Raw genomic sequence first — 18,656 nt, 5'->3', positions numbered from 1 at the left:
GAGGATCGCGCACATGACAGCACTCGACCTCAGCAGTCCCGTGGCCGTCGTCGGAACCGGCACCATGGGCCAGGGAATCGCCCAGGTCGCGCTGGTCGCGGGCCATCCCGTACGGCTGTACGACACCGTCCCCGGGCGGGCCCGGGAGGCGGCCGAGGCGATCGGCGCCCGGCTGGACCGGCTCGTCGAGAAGGACCGGCTCACCGGCCCCGACCGGGACGCCGCCCGAGCCCGGCTGCTGCCCGCCGAGGACCTGCCCGAGCTCGCCGACTGCGCCCTGGTCGTCGAGGCCGTCCTGGAACGGCTGGACGTCAAGCAGGACCTGTTCCGCGCGCTGGAGGGCATCGTCGACGACGACTGCCTGCTCGCCACCAACACCTCGTCGCTGTCCGTCACGGCCATCGGCGGAGCCCTGCGCATCCCGGGCCGGTTCGTCGGACTGCACTTCTTCAACCCCGCGCCGCTGCTGCCCCTGGTCGAGGTCGTGTCCGGGTTCGCCACCGACGTCTCGTCGGCCACGCGCGCGTACGAGACCGCCCGCGCCTGGGGCAAGACGCCGGTCGCCTGCGCGGACACCCCCGGCTTCATCGTCAACCGCATCGCCCGGCCCTTCTACGCCGAGGCCTTCGCCGTCTACGAGGCGCAGGGCGCCGACCCGGCCACCATCGACGCCGTGCTGCGCGAGTCGGGCGGCTTCCGGATGGGAGCGTTCGAGCTGACCGACCTGATCGGCCAGGACGTCAACGAGTCCGTCACGCAGTCGGTCTGGCAGTCCTTCTTCCACGATGTGCGCTTCACGCCGTCCCTCGCCCAGCGCCGCCTGGTCGAGTCGGGCCGGCTCGGCCGCAAGACCGGCCACGGCTGGTACGACCACCGCGAGGGCGCCGAGCGCCCCGAGCCGGACACCGCCGAGCGGCGGCAGCCGCCCGCGTACGTGGTCGCCGAGGGCGACCTGGGGCCGGCCGCCGAGCTGCTCGCGCTGATCCGCGAGGCGGGCATCCCGGTCCGTGACGAGAGCGACGACGACGATCAGGGAGCGTGTCTGCTGCTCCCGAGCGGCGGCCGGCTCGTCCTCGCCGACGGGCAGACCGCCGTGGAGTTCCGGGACATCGTCTACTTCGACCTCGCCCTGGACTACCGCCGGGCCACCCGGATCGCCCTGTCCGCCTCCCAGGACACCTCCCCGCAGGTCGTCTCGGAGGCCGCCGGCCTCTTCCAGGCGCTCGGCAAGCAGGTCAGCTTCATCGGCGACATGCCCGGCATGATCGTCGCCCGCACGGTCGCGCGGATCATCGACCTGGCGCACGACGCGGTCGCCAAGGGCGTCGCCACCGAGGAGGACATCGACACCGCGATGCGCCTCGGCGTCAACTACCCCCTGGGCCCCTTCGAGTGGAGCCGCCGCCTCGGCCGCACCTGGGCCTATGTGCTCCTGGACGACCTGCACCGGCGCGAACCCTCGGGCCGCTACGCGCCGTCCCTGGCGCTGTACCGCCACGCCCACGCCCCCGACCCGCGGGAAGGCACAGCCTCATGACCACCGCCAAGCGCGACACCTACACCCCGGACACGCTGCTGTCCGTCGCCGTCCGGGTGTTCAACGAGCGTGGCTACGACGGCACCTCCATGGAGCACCTCTCCAAGGCGGCCGGCATCTCCAAGTCGTCGATCTACCACCATGTGGCCGGCAAGGAGGAACTGCTGCGCCGGGCGGTGAGCCGGGCCCTGGACGGGCTCTTCGGGATCCTCGGCGAGGAGCACGCGCGCGTGGGTCGTGCCGCCGACCGCCTCGAGTACGTCGTCCGGCGCATGGTCGAGGTGCTCATCGCCGAACTGCCCTACGTGACCCTCCTGCTGCGCGTGCGGGGCAACACCGACACCGAGCGGTGGGCCCTCGACCGGCGCCGCGACTTCGACCACCGTGTCGCCGACCTGCTCAAGGCCGCCGCCGCGGACGGGGACGTGCGCGCCGACATAGAGGTCCGGCTGGTGACCCGGCTGGTCTTCGGCATGATCAACTCGATCGTCGAGTGGTACCGGCCGGATGTGCGCGGCATGAGCGAGCGCGAAGTGGCCGACGCGGTGGTGCAAGTGGCCTTCTCAGGGCTGCGCAAAGCCGCCTGAGCGGGGAGCGGACCTCACCCCTGCGGCTCCAGGTCCTCCTCCTCGAACACCAGCAGCGTGCGCGTGCTGAGCACCTGCGGGATCGCCTGGAGCCGGGTCAGCACCAGCTCGCGCAACGCCCGGTTGTCGGACACGTGCACCAGCAGCAGCACGTCGAAGTCGCCGCCCACCAGGGCGATGTGGGATGCCCCGGGCAGTTGTCTGAGCTCCTCGCGCACCGTGCGCCAGGAGTTCTGCACGATCTTCAGCGTGATGTAGGCGGACGTGCCCTGACCCGCCCGTTCGTGGTTGACGCGGGCGCCGAAGCCGCGGATCACGCCGTCCTCGACGAGCCGGTTGATGCGGGCGTAGGCGTTCGCGCGCGAGACGTGGACCCGCTCGGCGACCGAACGTATCGAGGCGCGGCCGTCCGCCTGGAGCATGCGCAGGATGTCCTGATCTATGGCGTCCAGAGGTCGCGCCGGCGGCAGCGCGCCGCCGTCGTCCTGCCGCTCGGCCATTTGTTCAGATGCCACCTGCGCCGACCTCCCTACCATGGACGTACTGCGTCCATCTCAGGCCGTGGAGAACCGTTTGTCCACAGCCTGAGGCCACCCATAGCCAAATTGTGCCGTCGACCGAACAATCGGTAGGTGAGGCGGGTCACAGCCGACGCGCCTCTTCGAGCCGCTCCCACGAGGAGGTGCCGTCATGACGGTCATGGAGCAGCGGGGCGCTTACCGGCCGACCCCGCCGCCCGCCTGGCAGCCGCGCACGGATCCCGCGCCGCTGCTGCCCGACGCGGAGCCGTACCGCGTCCTCGGCACCGAGGCGGCCGCGAAGGCCGATCCTGAGCTGCTGCGGACGCTGTACGCGCAACTGGTGAAGGGCCGCCGCTACAACGCGCAGGCCACCGCCCTCACCAAGCAGGGCCGTCTCGCGGTCTACCCCTCCACCACCGGCCAGGAGGCCTGCGAGGTCGCCGCCGCGCTCGTGCTGAAGGAGCAGGACTGGCTCTTCCCCAGCTACCGCGACACCCTCGCCGTGGTCGCCCGGGGTGTGGATCCGGTCGAGGCGCTCACCCTGCTGCGCGGCGACTGGCACACCGGCTACGACCCGTACGAGCACCGGGTGGCCCCCCTGTGCACCCCGCTCGCCACCCAGCTGCCGCACGCCGTGGGTCTCGCGCACGCCGCCCGCCTCAAGGGCGACGACGTGGTCGCGCTGGCCATGGTCGGCGACGGCGGCACCAGCGAGGGCGACTTTCACGAGGCGCTGAACTTCGCCGCCGTCTGGCAGGCCCCGGTGGTCTTCTTCGTGCAGAACAACGGCTTCGCGATCTCCGTCCCGCTCGCCAAGCAGACCGCGGCCCCGTCGCTGGCCCACAAGGCCGTCGGCTACGGCATGCCCGGCCGCCTGGTCGACGGCAACGACGCCGCCGCCGTGCACGAGGTGCTCTCCGACGCCGTACGCCACGCTCGCGCGGGCGGCGGCCCCACCCTCGTCGAGGCGATCACCTACCGCGTCGACGCCCACACCAACGCCGACGACGCGACCCGCTACCGCGTCGACGCCGAGGTCGAGACCTGGCGCGAGCACGACCCGGTCCAGTTGCTGGAGCGCGAGCTGACCGGGCGCGGCCTGCTCGACGAGGCCGGCATCGAGGCCGCCCGCCAGGACGCCGAGACCATGGCGGCGGCCCTGCGCGAGCACATGAACCAGGACCCGGTCCTCGACCCGATGGACCTGTTCACCCATGTCTACGCCGAACCCACCGGCCAACTGCGCGAGCAGCGGGACCAGCTGCGGGCCGAGCTGGAGGCCGAGGCCGACACCAAGGGGGGCACGCACCGATGACCACCGTCGCCGTCAAGCCGGCCACCATGGCGCAGGCCCTCACGCGCGCGCTGCGCGACGCCATGGCCGCCGACCCCGCCGTGCACGTGATGGGCGAGGACGTCGGCACCCTCGGCGGCGTCTTCCGCGTCACCGACGGACTCGCCGAGGAGTTCGGCGAGGACCGCTGCACGGACACCCCGCTCGCCGAGGCGGGCATCCTAGGCACCGCCGTCGGCATGGCGATGTACGGCCTGCGGCCGGTCGTGGAGATGCAGTTCGACGCGTTCGCCTACCCGGCGTTCGAGCAGCTCATCTCGCACGTGGCCCGGACCCGCAACCGCACCCGCGGCAAGATGCCCCTGCCGATCACCATCCGCGTCCCCTACGGCGGCGGCATCGGCGGCGTCGAGCACCACAGCGACTCCTCCGAGGCGTACTACATGGCGACTCCGGGGCTCCATGTCGTCACGCCCGCCACCGTCGCCGACGCCTACGGGCTGCTGCGCGCCGCCATCGCCTCCGACGACCCGGTCGTCGTCCTGGAGCCGAAGCGGCTGTACTGGTCGAAGGACGCCTGGAACCCCGAGGAGCCGGCGCCCGTCGAGCCGATAGGCCGCGCGGTGGTGCGGCGCCCGGGCCGGAGCGCCACGCTCATCACGTACGGGCCCTCCGTACCCGTCTGTATGGAGGCGGCCGAGGCGGCCCGGGCCGAGGGCTGGGACCTCGAAGTGGTCGATCTGCGCTCCCTGGTGCCGTTCGACGACGAGACGGTGTGCGCCTCGGTACGGCGGACGGGACGCGCGGTCGTGGTCCACGAGTCGGGTTCCTTCGGGGGCCCGGGCGGGGAGATCGCGGCCCGGGTCACGGAGCGCTGCTTCCACCACCTGGAGGCGCCGGTGCTGCGCGTGGCCGGGTTCGACATCCCGTACCCGCCGCCGATGCTGGAGCGTCACCACCTGCCCGGTGTGGACCGGATCCTGGACGCCGTGGGGCGTCTGCAGTGGGAGGCCGAGAGCTGATGGCACACGCTTCTGGTATGCACAGCCTGGAGTTCAAGCTGCCCGACCTCGGGGAGGGGCTCACCGAGGCGGAGATCGTGCGGTGGCTTGTCGAGGTCGGGGACCTTGTCACCATCGACCAGCCGGTCGTCGAGGTCGAGACGGCCAAGGCGATGGTCGAGGTGCCGTGCCCCTACGGCGGCGTGGTCACGGCCCGCTTCGGCGAGGAGGGCACGGAACTGCCCGTCGGGGCGCCGCTGATCACGGTGGCGGTGGGGGAGAAGCAGTCCACCGCCGACACCGGCACCGAGGGCTCGGGCAACGTCCTGGTCGGGTACGGCACCTCCGAGGCGCCCGCGCGCCGCCGGCGGGTCCGGCGGGAGCGGCCGGTGTCCGGCGCGTCCGCCACAGCCGGACAGACCGGTGCCGCCGGGGCGGCGAACGGACGGGCCGATGCCGCCGCTGCCCCGGCCGACGCGCAGGCCCCGGTCACCGCGCACGCCGCGCGTGCCGCGGCGGCGGTGGACGGGCAGGCGGGGGGCCCGGCGACCGAGGACGGACCCGTCCCCGTGATCTCGCCCCTGGTGCGCCGGCTGGCCCGGCAGAACGGCCTGGACCTGCGGGAGCTGACCGGATCCGGACCCGACGGGCTGATCCTGCGGGCGGACGTGGAGGACGCCCTGCGCACCGCGGGCCGGGGCGCCACGGCGGCGCCGGCGGGCGGGGCGCACCCGCGCGTGCCGCAGACACCGGGTCCGGCCCTCGCCGCCCAGGGGCCGACGACAGCGGCCCCCTCCGAGGTCCGCACCCCGCTCAAGGGCATCCGGGGCGCCGTCGCCGACAAGCTGGCGCGCAGTCGCCGCGAGATCCCGGACGCCACCTGCTGGGTGGACGCCGACGCCACGGAGCTGATGCGGGCGCGCACGGCCATGAACGCGGCCGGCGGACCGAAGATCTCCCTCCTGGCCCTGCTGGCCCGGATCTGCACCGCCGCCCTCGCCCGCTTCCCCGAGCTCAACTCCACGGTGGACGCGGAGGCCAGAGAGGTCGTCCGGTTCGGCCAGGTGCACCTGGGCTTCGCGGCGCAGACCGACCGGGGCCTGGTCGTCCCGGTCGTACGGGACGCGCACGCGCGCGACGCGGAGTCGCTGACCGCCGAGTTCGCCCGGCTGACCGAGGCGGGCCGGACCGGGACGCTCACACCGGGCGACCTCACCGGCGGGACGTTCACGCTGAACAACTACGGCGTCTTCGGCGTCGACGGCTCCACCCCGATCATCAACCACCCCGAGGCCGCCATGCTCGGCGTCGGCCGCATCGTCCCCAAGCCGTGGGTGCACGAGGGCGAGCTGGCGGTGCGGCAGGTCGTCCAGCTCTCGCTCACCTTCGACCACCGGGTGTGTGACGGCGGTGTCGCGGGCGGTTTCCTGCGGTACGTCGCGGACTGCGTGGAACAGCCGGCGGTGCTGCTGCGGACGCTGTGACGTCTGGTCCTCCGAGCCGGCGTTCGTGATCGCGTCGCTTCCCCCGCGTTCCGTGTGATCGCGGGGGCACGCATACTCGGAGGGTGACCGCCTACCAGCCCACCGGTGAACCCGGCGCCGCCACCGGCCCCGCACAAGGGGCCGGCCCCGCCCGGTACGACGCCGTCGTGCTCGCCGGCGGTGCCGCCCGGCGCCTCGGCGGCGCGGACAAACCCGGTGTACGGGTGGGCGGCCGGCCCCTGCTCGACCGGGTGCTCGCGGCCTGCGCCGGTGCTCGCACCACCGTCGTCGTCGCCGCGTCCCGCCCGACCGCACGGCCCGTGACCTGGGCCCGCGAGGACCCGCCCGGCGGCGGACCGCTCGCCGCGCTGGACGCCGGGCTGCGCCACACCACGGCCGAGCACGTCGTGGTGCTCTCCGCCGACCTGCCGTTCCTGCACGAGCCGACCGTGGACCGCATGCTGAGCGCGCTGTGGACGAGCGGCCGCGACGGCGTGCTGCTGACCGACCCCGGCGGCCGCGACCAGCCACTCGTGGCCGCCTACCGCGCGCCGCGGCTGCGCGAGGAACTCGCGCTCCTCGCCGGCCGGCACGGCGCCCTCGCCGGTCTGCCCCTGCGGCGTCTCACCGCCGAGCTGGATCTCACCCGCATCTCCGACCCCGTCGCGTCCTTCGACTGCGACACCTGGGGCGACATCGCCACCGCCAGGGCACGTATCAGGGAGCATGGGCACGTGTTGGATGAATGGATTTCCGCCGTCAAGGACGAACTCGGGATCGACCTCGATGTCGACACCCGCGGCCTGCTCGACCTCGCCCGCGACGCCGCCCACGGTGTGGCCCGGCCCGCGGCGCCGCTGACCACCTTCCTCGTCGGCTACGCGGCCGCGCAGGCCGGCGGCGGCCCCGAGGCTGTCGCCGAGGCCGCCCGCAAGGCCGTGGCCCTGGCCGCCCGCTGGGCGCAGGAGACCTCCGAGGACCGGCCCTCCGGCGAGCCGCAGGCCTCTGCGGGCGATGTCGCCCCCGACGCCACGCCCGACACCCGCCCGGACGCCGGATGACTCCGCACGGCGCCCGTGCCGGTGAGGACGCCGAGGACCTCGACGTCGAGGAGGTGCTCGCCCTCGTGAACAACAGCAACGGCAGCCACCTGCCCGACCCCGCAGCACCAGGCGGGGCGGACAGCGCCCCCGCCTCCCACCAGCCGGATCCCTCAGCCCGGCCCGACACCCGCCACCGCGCCACTGCCTGGCCCGAGGCCCGGGCCCTCGCGGAACGCGCCGGCCGCCACGCCGTCAGGGCCGCCCGCCGGGCCCCCGTGTCCGTGCCCCTCGACACCGCCCTCGGCCTGACCCTCGCCGACCCGCTCGACGCCCTCACCGACCTCCCCTCCTTCGACACCTCGGCGATGGACGGCTGGGCGGTCTGCGGGCCCGCCCCCTGGCACGTACGGGACGAGGGCGTCCTCGCCGGGCATGCCGCTCCCGTGTCCCTGACCGACGGCGAGGCCGTGCGGATCGCCACCGGCGCTCGCATCCCCCCGGACACCACGGCCGTCCTGCGCAGCGAGCACGGGCGCGCCGACGCCAAGGGCCGCCTGTACGCGACCAGGGACGTCGTCCCCGGCCAGGACATCCGTCCGCGTGGCCAGGAGTGCCGCACCGGCGACCAGCTCCTCGCCGTCGGCACCCTGGTCACCCCGGCCGTCCTCGGGCTTGCGGCGGCGGCCGGATACGACACCGTCACCGCCGTCCCCCGGGCCCGCGTCGAAGTCCTCGTCCTCGGCGACGAGTTGCTCACCCAGGGTCTGCCGCACGACGGTCTGATCCGGGACGCGCTCGGCCCCATGCTGCCGCCGTGGCTGCGGGCCCTCGGCGCCGAGGTCACCGCCGTCCGGCGCGTCCGCGACGACGCCGACGCCCTGCACGAGGCCGTCACCACCTGCGACGCCGATGTCATCCTCACCACCGGCGGCACCGCGGCGGGCCCCGTCGACCACGTCCACCCCACCCTGCGCAGGATCGGCGCCGAACTCCTCGTCGACGGCGTCACGGTGCGCCCGGGCCACCCCATGCTGCTGGCCCGCACCACGCAGACCCAGCACCTCGTCGGCCTGCCGGGCAATCCGCTCGCCGCCGTATCCGGCCTGCTGACGCTCGCCGAGCCGCTGCTGCGGATCCTCGCGGCCCGCCCGGCCCCGGAGCCGTACACACTGCCGCTCCGGGACGCCGTGCACGGACACCCGCACGACACCCGGCTCGTCCCCGTCGTCCTGCGCGGCGACGAGGCCGTTCCGCTGCACTACAACGGCCCCGCCATGCTGCGCGGCATCGCGGCGGCCGACGCGCTGGCCGTCGTACCGCCGGGCGGCGCACGTTCGGGACAGGAGGCGGAACTGCTCGACCTGCCCTGGGCGTCCGCAGGAATCGGGGTGTGTTTCACGTGAAACTTCCGGGCCAGGACGCGATCGCCCGCCAGGCGGACGAGCATTTGGTGACCCATCGGGTCTCACTCCCGAGGAAGGTGGTGGAGCACCCGTTCCGCCAGGTCGCCAAGCGGCTCTCCATCGCGGTGCTGGTGCTCATCGTGACCGCGCTGATCGTCTGGGCCGACCGGGACGGCTACAACGACAACGCGGGCGGTGGCGTCGACCTTCTCGACGCCTTCTACTACGCGACCGTCACGCTCTCCACCACCGGTTACGGTGACATCGCACCGGCCAGCGACGCCGCTCGGCTCACCAACATCCTCATCATCACGCCCCTGCGCGTGCTGTTCCTGATCATCCTGGTCGGCACCACCCTGGAAGCCCTCACCGAACGCACCCGGGAGGAGTGGCGGCTGACCCGCTGGAGGTCCACCTTGCGCGATCACACCGTCGTCATCGGCTTTGGCACGAAGGGCAGGTCGGCGATCCGGACCGTCTGTGCGACGGGCCTGAAGAAGGAGCAGGTCGTCGTGGTCGACCCGAGCTCCAAGGTGGTCGACGCCGCGACCGCCGAGGGCTACGCGGGCATCGTCGGGGACGCCACGCGCAGCGAGGTGCTCAAGCGCGCCGAAGTGCACAAGGCACACCAGATCATCATCGCGACCCAGCGCGACGACACGGCCGTCCTGGTGACGCTGACGGCCCGGCAGCTCAACCGCGGGGCGAAGATCGTGGCGGCGGTGCGCGAGGAGGAGAACGCGCCGCTGCTCAAGCAGTCCGGAGCCGACGCGGTGATCACCAGTGCCAGCGCCGCGGGCCGGCTGCTCGGCCTCTCCGTTCTCAGCCCCTCGGCAGGCATGGTGATGGAGGACCTCATCCAGCAGGGCACCGGCCTCGACCTCGTCGAACGGCCGGTCGTCAAGGCCGAGGTGGGCAAGAAGCCGCGCGAGGTCGCCGACCTGGTGGTGAGCGTCATACGTGGTCACCGGGTCCTCGGCTACGACGATCCGGCCGTCGGGAGACTGGAGCTGACCGACCGGCTCATCACGATCGTGCGGAAGACCCCGGCCACCCAGGTCGCGCCGGACATCCGCCCCATGCCCCCGATGCCCCGCAACAACTGAAAGCAGGGCAGAAGCACGCCGGCCGCCGCGCACCACCCGGTGCGCGGCGGCCGGCGAAACCCGGAGACCCGCTACTTCCGGTTGTACAGCCGCATCGTGACCGGCCCGAAGACCAGCACGAACAGCCCGGCCCAGCCCAGCGACCAGGCGACCTCGGCGGCCGGCCAGTCGCCGCCCATCAGACCGCGCACCGCCGACGCCAGATGGGTGATGGGGCTGTTGTTCACGAACGCCTGGAGCCAGCCCGGCATCGTCTTCGGGTCCACGAACACGTTGGACAGGAAGGTGAGCGGGAAGATCACCATCATGCTGACGCCCATCACCGACTTCTCGGTGCGCAGCATCAGCCCGAACATCGTCCAGATCCACGAGAAGGCGAACGAGAAGGCCACCAGCAGGGCGATCCCGGCGAGCACACCGGCGACCCCGCCATCCGGCCGGTAGCCGAGGATCATGCCGACGGTGAGCATCACGATCGACGCGATCGTGTACCGCAGGGCGTCACCGAGCAGATAGCCGACCATCGTCGACGGCCGCCAGATCGGCAGGCTGCGGAACCGGTCGAACACGCCCTTCTCGATGTCGGTGTTCACGGAGACACCCGTGTACATCGTGATCATCACCACCGACATCACGAGGATGCCCGGCAGCAGGAACTGGATGTACTCCTTCGGCGAGCCGGCCAGCGCCCCGCCGAACAGGTACGTGTACATCAGCACCATCATGATCGGGAACGCCGTGACGTCGAAGAGCTGCTCCGGCACGTGCTTGATCTTGAGGATCGCCCGCCAGCCGAAGGTCATCGAGGCCGACCACGCACTGGGCCGCGGCGGCCGCTCCTTGGAGACGAGCAGCGCGGCGAGGGAATCGGCGCTGACCGGGGCGAGCTCTGTGCTCTCGGTGGTCGTCGCGGTGCTCATGCCGCCACCTCGTCCTTCGGGTCGTCGGAGCGGTCGGAGGAGTCGTGCGTGTCGTGCCCGGTGAGGGCGAGGAACACCTCGTCGAGGCTGGGCTGGCCCAGCGAGAAGTTGTCCACGGTGATCCCGGCACGGGCCAGTTCGCCCAGGGCGCGGGAGGCCTGCTCGGCGGCGGAGTCGTCGCCGGCCGCCGTGGTGAGGCGGGCGGTGAGGGCCACCGGGTCGGGCTCCGGCTGCACCTGCGCGTCCAGGGCGCGTCGCAGCAGGCCGGCCGCGAGATCGCGCTGCCCGGGTTCTCGTAGGCGCAGATGGACGGATCCGGCGCCGACGGACGACTTCAGCTCGCCCTTGGTGCCCTCGGCGATCACCCGGCCGCGGTCGATGACGGCGATCCGGGAGGCCAGCTGGTCGGCCTCGTCCAGATACTGCGTGGTCAGCAGCACGGTGGTGCCCTGGGCGACCACGGCCCGCACGATGTCCCAGACCTGGTTGCGGCTGCGCGGGTCGAGACCGGTCGTCGGCTCGTCGAGGAAGAGCAGGTCGGGGGTGTTGAGGATGGACGCGGCGATGTCGATGCGGCGCCGCATGCCGCCGGAGTAGTGCTTGACCTGCTTTGCCGCCGCCTCCGAGAGCCCGAAGGCCTCCAGGAGCTGGCCGGCGCGTTCGCGGGCGGCCTTCTTGTGGTGTCCGAGGAGCCGGCCGAGCAGGACCAGGTTCTCGGTGCCGGTGAGGTCCTCGTCCACCGACGCGTACTGGCCGGTGAGGCTCACCCGGCCGCGTACCTCGTCCGCCTCGCGGACGACGTCGTGGCCGAAGACATGCGCCTCGCCGCCGTCCGGCCGCAGGAGTGTGGCGAGCATCTTCACGGTGGTGGTCTTGCCGGCGCCGTTCGGGCCGAGGACGCCGTAGACCGTGCCCGCGGGCACGGCCAGGTCGACTCCGTCGACGGCTCTCGTCTCGCCGAACGTTTTCACCAGGCCCGCTGTCTCGATCGCCAGGCCGGACGTCTGCGTGCTCATGCTTCGGGTCCTTCCGCGTGCTTGGGCTACGCATGGAAAGACCTTTACGGTCGCGCAAACTCATCGGTCCCGCACCCGGGTTTTGCGCGGACCGGACCAAAGGCGTAGCCGCGGCGGTCCCGGGGACGGAGCGGACTCGGTCCGAGGACCGACGGGTACGGTCCCTTGCATGCATGCGATCACGATTCCCGAACCTGGTGGGCCCGAGGCGCTGGTCTGGGACGAGGTCCCCGATCCCGTGCCCGGCGAGGGCGAGGTCCTGGTCGAGGTGGCGGCGGGCGCCGTCAACCGGGCCGACATCCTGCAGCGGCAGGGCTTCTACGAACCGCCGCCCGGCGCTTCCCCCTACCCGGGCCTGGAGTGTTCCGGGCGGATCGCCGGGATCGGCCCCGGCGTCTCCGGCTGGAACGTAGGCGACGAGGTGTGCGCGCTGCTCTCCGGCGGCGGCTACGCCGAGAAGGTGGCCGTCCCGGCCGGGCAGCTGCTGCCCGTGCCCGACGGGGTCGGTCTGACGCGGGCGGCGGCGCTGCCCGAGGTGGTCTGCACCGTCTGGTCGAACGTCTTCATGGTCGCCCACCTGCGGCCCGGCGAGACGCTCCTCGTGCACGGCGGGTCCAGCGGCATCGGCACGATGGCCATCCAGCTGGCCAAGGCCGTCGGTGCGCGGGTGGCCGTGACGGCCGGTACGAAGGAGAAGCTCCAGGCGTGTGCCGAGCTGGGCGCCGACATCCTGGTCAACTATCGCGAGCAGGACTTCGTCGAGGAGGTCAGGACGGCGACGGACGGCGCCGGTGCCGATGTCATCCTCGACAACATGGGCGCCAAGTACCTGGAGCGCAACGTCAAGGCCCTCGCCGTCAACGGCCGCCTCGCGATCATCGGCATGCAGGGCGGTGTCAAGGGCGAGCTGAACATCGGCGCCCTGCTGGCCAAGCGCGCCGCGATCAGCGCGACGTCCCTGCGTGCCCGGCCCCTGGAGGAGAAGACCGCCATCGTCGCGGCCGTACGCGAGCATGTCTGGCCGCTGTTCGCGGACGGCCACCTGCGCCCGGTCGTCGACCGTGAGCTCCCGATGCGGGACGCTGCCGCCGCACACCGGGTGGTCGAGGAGAGCAGCCATGTCGGCAAGGTCCTGCTGGTCACCTCGCGGGGCGCCTGACACCCGGCGCTGTGGTCATCCGTCGGACGCCCCTAGACCCTCCGCAGCCGCAGCGCGAAGAACGCCAGGCCCAGCCCCAGTCCGATCAGGACCAGGCCGCTGCCCAGGGGCAGGATCCGCAGGACCGGGCCGACGGGCCGTTCGGAGCTGGCGGCCTCCCGCACAGGCTGCTCCGCAGGGCCGGAGGCCACCGGGGCGGTCCGCCGCGGCTCCTCGGGCAGGGCCGTGGCGTCCGCGACGCCCGGCCCGTCCCCGGCCTCCTCCGGCCGTCCCGGCCGCACCCGGCCCTCTCCCGCCCGGCTTCCGGCCCGCGAGGGCTCGCCGGAGGCGGAAGGAACCGTCAGGGCTGACGGGGCCGACGAAGCCGCCCGGGGGGACGGGGCGGGTGGCGACGAGGCCGCCAGGGCCGACCGGGCCGCCAGGGGTGGGGCGGCCAGGGGTGACGGGGCGGTCCGGGTCCGGGGCCCTGCCTCCCACCCGGCCCGCCCCGCCACCGCTTCCTCGGCCTCCTCGTACGTGAGGGAAGCCCCGGAGAACGGGACGGCCGACGGGACAGCCCGGGGGTGGGGTGGGACAGCCCGGTGGGACGGGACGGCCCCGGAGGACGGAACACCCCTGGAGGACGGAACAGCCCCGTAGGACGAGGCAGCCCCGGGAACAGCCCCGTAGGACGGGACGGATCCGAAGGGTGAGACGACCGCGCCCGCCCCCAGGGCGAGCACCAGTCCCGTCGCCCGCAGTACGCGTAGCCATGGAGTCACGTGGGTGACCCCCTCCCGCCGTGCCCGGTAGGGCATAAACGGCAAGTTCGGTCATATCGAGGCACTCAGCCTCACATCGCCCCGGGCGCCCGGCACTCCGGGTTCGGCCGACGGGCGGAATCGCCACCCGCCGGAGGACGGGCGCCGAGCCCCGCCCACCCCGTTTCACCCGCGAGGAGGAACCGTGGAGGAACCGTGGAGGAACCGCCCCCGCAGGAGCAACCCGGAGCCCGGCCGGTTCGTCTCCTCAAGCACGGTGGATCAGCCTCGCGTGGGGGCACCACAGAGGTGAGGTGCAGGCGTGCGACAGAATGGCGACATGGAGATGCCGAGGAACGAAAGGTCGCCGGAGAACCCGCAGATCCTGGTCGTGGGCCAGGACGGCATGGCGCTCGGTGGCGGCAGCGCAGACGAGGACTCCCGCGAGACCCCGGTCACGGAACAGGTGGAGCAGCCCGCCAAGGTCATGCGGATCGGCAGCATGATCAAGCAGCTGCTCGAAGAAGTGCGCGTGGCGCCCCTGGACGAGGCCAGCCGGGTCCGGCTCAAGGAGATCCACGCCAGCTCGGTGAAGGAGCTGGAGGACGGTCTGGCGCCCGAGCTGGTCGAGGAGCTGGAGCGGCTCTCCCTGCCCTTCACGGACGAGGCGACCCCCAGCGACGCGGAGCTGCGCATCGCGCAGGCCCAGCTGGTCGGCTGGCTCGAGGGGCTCTTCCACGGGATCCAGACGACGCTGTTCGCCCAGCAGATGGCGGCCCGCGCCCAGCTGGAGCAGATGCGCCGCGCCCTCCCGCCGGGTGTCGGGGACGGCCTCGACGAGCAGCAGCACCCGGGCGGCCGGTCCGGCGGTCCCTACCTGTAAGACGGCGGAAGGCCGTACAGACCACAGGGCCCGGCAGCCGAAGCTGCCGGGCCCCTTCCGTGTCTGCGGTCCGGTCAGGAGGGCGGGTTGCCCGTGGAGACGCTGAGCTCGATCTCGGGCATGTCCTTGGGGTCGACGTCGGTGTCGGCGGACGGGAACTGGTTCATGACCGTGCCGTCGCCGTAGGTGTTCTCGTCGACCTTCTTCTCGTTCACTTCCCAGCCGGCCGCCTGGAGACAGGCCTTGACCGACTTGATGTTCTTGAACTTGAAGTCCGGGATCTGGATCTTGTCGGGGTCGTTGTACGACTCCCGCGGCTCCGTGCACTCCTCGGTGTCGATCGTCTTGGCGGTGTCCGGCCCGCGGTAGCCCGGCTTCTTCTCCGCCGAGGCCGACGCACTCGCGCTGCTGCCGCCGCCACCCTTGTCGTCCTCGCTGCCGCCGTTCAGCAGCAGCGCGGTGACGAGGCCGCCCACGGCGACGACGGACACGATGACCGAGCCGATGATCACCGGCTTGTTGTTCCTGCCGCCGCCGGAGGGCGTCACCGCGGTCTGCGGCGTCAGGTTGTACGGCGGCGGCGTGGACGGGCCGGGCTGGGGGGAGTACCCCGCCGGGGACGGCGTCTGGTAGCCGCCCTGCTGCGGATAGCCGTACGCCGGGGTCGGCCCCGTCGGTGCGGGCGTGCCGTAGGGGTTCGGGGGCGGGGTCGGCTGGTACGGCGTCTGCACCTGGCCCGAGGGCGCAGGGGTCGCCTGGTCGACCGGCGGGAACACGGCCGAGCCGACGCCGGCGCCGCTCGGGGCCTGCGTGCCCGGGACGATGCTCGGCGGTGCGGCCTGGAAGGACGCCGCCACGCGCAGGCACTCGTCGCGCATGGCCACGGCGCTGGGGAAGCGCTCGTTCGGGTTCTTCTTCAGCGCCCGGGCGATCAGAGCGTCCACGGCCGGGGGCAGCGCACGGTTGATCGAGGACGGAACCGGCGGCTCCTCCTGCACGTGCGCATAGGCGATGGCCAGCGGTGAGTCCGCCTCGAACGGCAGCCGCCCGGTCACCAGCTGGAACAGCATGATGCCGACCGAGTACAGGTCGGAGCGGGCGTCCACCCCGCGGCCGAGGGCCTGCTCCGGCGACAGGTACTGCGGGGTTCCGACGACCATGCCGGTCTGCGTCATCGACGTCACGCCGGACTGCATGGCGCGGGCGATGCCGAAGTCCATGACCTTGACCACGGCGCGCTTGGTCATCATCACGTTGCCCGGCTTGATGTCGCGGTGGACCAGGCCCATCTCGTGGCTGATCTCCAGGGCGGCCAGCACGTCCGCGGTGATCTTCAGCGCCTTGTCGGCGGGCATCGCGCCCTGCTGCCGCACGTCCTCGTCGAGGACCGAGCCGAGCGGGCGGCCCTCGACGTACTCCATGACGATGTACGGCGTCGTCATGTCGTCGAGGGTGTCCTCGCCGGTGTCGAAGACCGAGACGATGTTGGTGTGCGTGAGCTTGGCCACGGACTGGGCCTCGCGGCGGAACCGCTCGCGGAAGGCCTGTTCCCGACCGAGATCCGTGTGAAGTGTCTTGATCGCGACCTGCCGGTCGAGCACGCTGTCGTACGCGAGGTGCACCGAGGCCATGCCGCCCTGGCCGAGGAGGTCACGCAGCTGATAGCGGCCGTTGGCGAGCGCCCGCCCCGTGTGCTGGCCCTGTGCGCCGTCCTGGCTCATGTTCCCCGTCCCCCGTAGCCCCTGCGGACGCCGCCGACTGCCGCTGATCCGTGGTTGATCCGTGGTTGATCCGTCGTTGATCCAAACCGCCATTCCCGGCCAAGTCTGCCCCAGGGCACCGACACGTCAAGCTCGGTGCCCGTTCCGTGACCGTACGCGAAAGAAGAGTCGCGCAAGCGTTACAGGGGGCGTACGGGCGGGACACAGAATTTGCACGAGAGTACGGAGTGAAGGTTTCATGGCCGGTCCGTCTCGTGCCGGTCCCGGCATCCCTTCTCGGGCCGGAGGCTTGCGCGGAGGCTGTAGCGTGGCCGACGGAGACCGTAACAACACCGCGCGCACCGCGGGCAGAAACGACGGCGAGGACTGATGGCACAGCAGCAGGCCGCTCAGGGCCCGTCCGACCCCGAGGCGTCTGGCGGCGGCATGTCGGACGCGCCGGAGCTCTGGGGTAACGGCGGGTTGGTCGGGGACGGCCGGTACCGGCTGACCCGCAGACTCGGCCGGGGCGGCATGGCCGAGGTGTTCGCAGCCGAGGACGTCCGCCTCGGACGCACCGTCGCCGTCAAGCTGCTCCGCTCCGACCTCGCCGAGGACCCGGTGTCCAAGGCGCGCTTCACGCGCGAGGCCCAGTCGGTGGCCGGTCTCAACCACCACTCGATCGTCGCCGTGTACGACTCCGGCGAGGACTTCGTCGGCGGCCAGTCCGTGCCGTACATCGTCATGGAGATCGTCGAGGGCCGCACCATCCGCGATCTGCTGCTGAACGCGGAGGCACCCGGCCCCGAGCAGGCGCTGATCATCGTCTCGGGCGTCCTGGAGGCGCTCGCCTACTCGCACCAGCACGGCATCGTGCACCGCGACATCAAGCCCGCCAACGTCATCATCACGCACAACGGTGCCGTGAAGGTGATGGACTTCGGCATCGCCCGGGCCCTGCACGGCGCGTCCACGACGATGACGCAGACCGGCATGGTCATGGGCACCCCTCAGTACCTCTCCCCCGAGCAGGCGCTCGGCAAGGCCGTCGACCACCGTTCCGACCTGTACGCGACGGGCTGCCTGCTCTACGAACTCCTCTCGCTGCGCCCGCCGTTCACCGGCGAGACCCCGCTGTCGGTGGTCTATCAGCACGTCCAGGACATCCCGACGCCGCCGTCCGAGGCCTCCGACGTGTGCCCGCCGGAGCTGGACGGCCTGGTCATGCGCTCCCTCGCCAAGGACCCCGACGACCGTTTCCAGACGGCCGAGGAGATGCGCGGGCTGGTCCAGTACGCGCTCCAGATGCTCTACGACCAGGGCGGCCACACCGGCACCTGGAACACCGGCCCGGTCGACATGCACGAGGGCCGGCACACCCCGTCGGGCGGCTTCGCCGGCGCGACGGCCGTGATGGGCCACGCCGGGGACGCCTCCGGCACCACGCAGATCCCGGCGCCGATCCTGCCCGGCGGCTACGGCGGCGGGGACGACGGCGGCTTCGAGGGCCACGGCAACAAGGGCAACGGCCGCGGCAAGCTCTGGATCCTCGCCGTGCTCGCGGTGATCGCCATCGCCGCGGGCGTCGCCCTGGCGCTGCAGAACACCGGCGGCGACAAGGACGGCCCGAGCAAGGAACAGAAGCCGACCACCTCGCAGACGACCGAGGAGAAGACGCCCAGCGAGACGCCGAGCGACGAACCGAGCGACGAGCCGACCGACACGAACACGGACAACGGCACCGGCACCGGCTCGGGCAACGGCAACTGGACGCCGTCGTACTCGCCCTCCTACACGCCGTCGCAGAGCGCTCCCGAGTCGCCCACCGGCCAGCCGACGGACCAGCCGACCTCGCAGGAGCCGACCGACGAGCCCACGGACCCGGAGCCCTCGCCCCCGGCCACGCCGCCGGACGACACGGGCGGTGCCGACGGCGGCGGTACGACCGGTGTCGTCGGAGGTCCGGGCGGCGAGGACGGCTGACCCGGGGCAGGCTCCCTGACCGGACCGCCGCAACAAAACGGATGATCCACGCGCGCGTGGGGCCCGGAAACGGGGCCCACGCGCGCGTGCCGTTTTGGCGCGCCGACAAGAGAACTCTTCCCGTGACCTGGGTCACCGGGTTAACGTGCGGTTGCTCCGGCCTCCTGCAAGGCTGTGACCTGGGACCCTTCACCACCTTCCCGATTTACTTGGATATCCAAGCAAAATCGCAGGTCAGAAGGGGTTTCACAGAAATGTGGCGCACTGGGTAACGTGCTT

General features: G+C 72.3%; 16 protein-coding genes. 11 read left to right on the top strand and 5 right to left on the bottom strand.

Translation table 11 applies throughout. The features are described 5' to 3' along the window. Positions 1–13: 13 nt before the first annotated feature. A complete protein-coding gene (locus ACFY9S_RS06595) occupies positions 14–1,537 on the top strand; it encodes a 3-hydroxyacyl-CoA dehydrogenase (RefSeq protein ID WP_391123747.1) in 1,524 nt (507 codons plus the stop codon). Then, complete coding sequence (locus ACFY9S_RS06590) at positions 1,534–2,124, top strand: TetR family transcriptional regulator (RefSeq protein WP_391123745.1); 591 nt, start codon at positions 1,534–1,536, stop codon at positions 2,122–2,124. The genes ACFY9S_RS06595 and ACFY9S_RS06590 overlap by 4 nt, the downstream gene beginning before the upstream one ends. Before the next feature lie 14 nt (positions 2,125–2,138). On the opposite strand, the gene ACFY9S_RS06585 is transcribed toward ACFY9S_RS06590, so the two are convergent. Continuing rightward, on the bottom strand, positions 2,139–2,660 hold the full coding sequence (locus tag ACFY9S_RS06585; protein ID WP_391123743.1) for a winged helix-turn-helix transcriptional regulator: 522 nt from the start codon (positions 2,658–2,660) through the stop codon (positions 2,139–2,141). Positions 2,661–2,814: 154 nt separating this feature from the next. Here ACFY9S_RS06585 and pdhA point away from each other — a divergent pair, with 154 nt between their 5' ends. The 6 genes from pdhA (at position 2,815) to ACFY9S_RS06555 (ending at position 9,976) form a co-directional block, all read left to right on the top strand. Then, positions 2,815–3,960, top strand: coding sequence for a pyruvate dehydrogenase (acetyl-transferring) E1 component subunit alpha (gene pdhA / locus ACFY9S_RS06580; protein ID WP_391123741.1), 1,146 nt, complete (start codon positions 2,815–2,817; stop codon positions 3,958–3,960). Further along, positions 3,957–4,961 (top strand): transketolase C-terminal domain-containing protein, encoded by a 1,005-nt coding sequence (locus tag ACFY9S_RS06575; RefSeq protein WP_391123739.1) that lies wholly within the window; start codon positions 3,957–3,959, stop codon positions 4,959–4,961. The genes pdhA and ACFY9S_RS06575 overlap by 4 nt, the downstream gene beginning before the upstream one ends. After that, positions 4,961–6,424 carry a 2-oxo acid dehydrogenase subunit E2 gene (locus ACFY9S_RS06570; RefSeq protein WP_391123737.1) on the top strand — a complete coding sequence of 488 codons (1,464 nt, stop codon included), beginning with the start codon at positions 4,961–4,963 and terminating at the stop codon, positions 6,422–6,424. The genes ACFY9S_RS06575 and ACFY9S_RS06570 overlap by 1 nt, the downstream gene beginning before the upstream one ends. Before the next feature lie 83 nt (positions 6,425–6,507). After that, the gene (locus ACFY9S_RS06565; protein WP_391123735.1) at positions 6,508–7,485 is read left to right on the top strand and encodes an NTP transferase domain-containing protein; all 978 of its coding nucleotides are present in this window, start codon (positions 6,508–6,510) and stop codon (positions 7,483–7,485) included. Next, the gene (locus tag ACFY9S_RS06560) at positions 7,482–8,870 is read left to right on the top strand and encodes a molybdopterin-binding protein (RefSeq protein WP_391123733.1); all 1,389 of its coding nucleotides are present in this window, start codon (positions 7,482–7,484) and stop codon (positions 8,868–8,870) included. Before ACFY9S_RS06565 ends, ACFY9S_RS06560 begins: the two co-directional genes overlap by 4 nt. After that, positions 8,867–9,976, top strand: coding sequence for an NAD-binding protein (locus tag ACFY9S_RS06555; protein WP_391123731.1), 1,110 nt, complete (start codon positions 8,867–8,869; stop codon positions 9,974–9,976). The genes ACFY9S_RS06560 and ACFY9S_RS06555 overlap by 4 nt, the downstream gene beginning before the upstream one ends. 71 nt (positions 9,977–10,047) lie before the next feature. On the opposite strand, the gene ACFY9S_RS06550 is transcribed toward ACFY9S_RS06555, so the two are convergent. Further along, positions 10,048–10,896, bottom strand: a complete 849-nt coding sequence (locus ACFY9S_RS06550; RefSeq protein ID WP_391123729.1) for an ABC transporter permease — start codon at positions 10,894–10,896, stop codon at positions 10,048–10,050. Beyond that, positions 10,893–11,912: an ATP-binding cassette domain-containing protein gene (locus tag ACFY9S_RS06545; RefSeq protein WP_391123727.1), complete on the bottom strand. Its 1,020-nt coding sequence runs from the start codon at positions 11,910–11,912 to the stop codon at positions 10,893–10,895. Before ACFY9S_RS06545 ends, ACFY9S_RS06550 begins: the two co-directional genes overlap by 4 nt. Positions 11,913–12,081: 169 nt before the next feature. Between ACFY9S_RS06545 and ACFY9S_RS06540 the strand changes: the two genes are divergently transcribed. Continuing rightward, complete coding sequence (locus ACFY9S_RS06540; RefSeq protein WP_391123725.1) at positions 12,082–13,071, top strand: zinc-binding dehydrogenase; 990 nt, start codon at positions 12,082–12,084, stop codon at positions 13,069–13,071. A 32-nt stretch (positions 13,072–13,103) separates the two neighbouring features. Here the strand turns inward: ACFY9S_RS06540 and ACFY9S_RS06535 are convergent, their stop codons facing one another. Beyond that, positions 13,104–13,352 carry a hypothetical protein gene (locus ACFY9S_RS06535; protein WP_391123723.1) on the bottom strand — a complete coding sequence of 83 codons (249 nt, stop codon included), beginning with the start codon at positions 13,350–13,352 and terminating at the stop codon, positions 13,104–13,106. Between the two features lie 799 nt (positions 13,353–14,151). Between ACFY9S_RS06535 and ACFY9S_RS06530 the strand changes: the two genes are divergently transcribed. Next, a complete protein-coding gene (locus tag ACFY9S_RS06530; RefSeq protein ID WP_391123722.1) occupies positions 14,152–14,694 on the top strand; it encodes a proteasome activator in 543 nt (180 codons plus the stop codon). Positions 14,695–14,768: 74 nt separating this feature from the next. Here ACFY9S_RS06530 and ACFY9S_RS06525 read toward each other — a convergent pair whose 3' ends face one another. Continuing rightward, positions 14,769–16,415 carry a protein kinase gene (locus ACFY9S_RS06525; RefSeq protein ID WP_391123720.1) on the bottom strand — a complete coding sequence of 549 codons (1,647 nt, stop codon included), beginning with the start codon at positions 16,413–16,415 and terminating at the stop codon, positions 14,769–14,771. Positions 16,416–16,784: 369 nt separating this feature from the next. On the opposite strand from ACFY9S_RS06525, the gene ACFY9S_RS06520 reads away from it, so the two are divergent. Beyond that, the gene (locus ACFY9S_RS06520) at positions 16,785–18,377 is read left to right on the top strand and encodes a protein kinase (protein WP_391123718.1); all 1,593 of its coding nucleotides are present in this window, start codon (positions 16,785–16,787) and stop codon (positions 18,375–18,377) included. Positions 18,378–18,656 lie beyond the last annotated feature (279 nt).

The organism is Streptomyces sp. NPDC012474, assembly GCF_042955185.1.
GTDB lineage: Bacteria > Actinomycetota > Actinomycetes > Streptomycetales > Streptomycetaceae > Streptomyces > Streptomyces cahuitamycinicus.
This window is presented reverse-complemented; position numbering and strand designations above follow the sequence as displayed.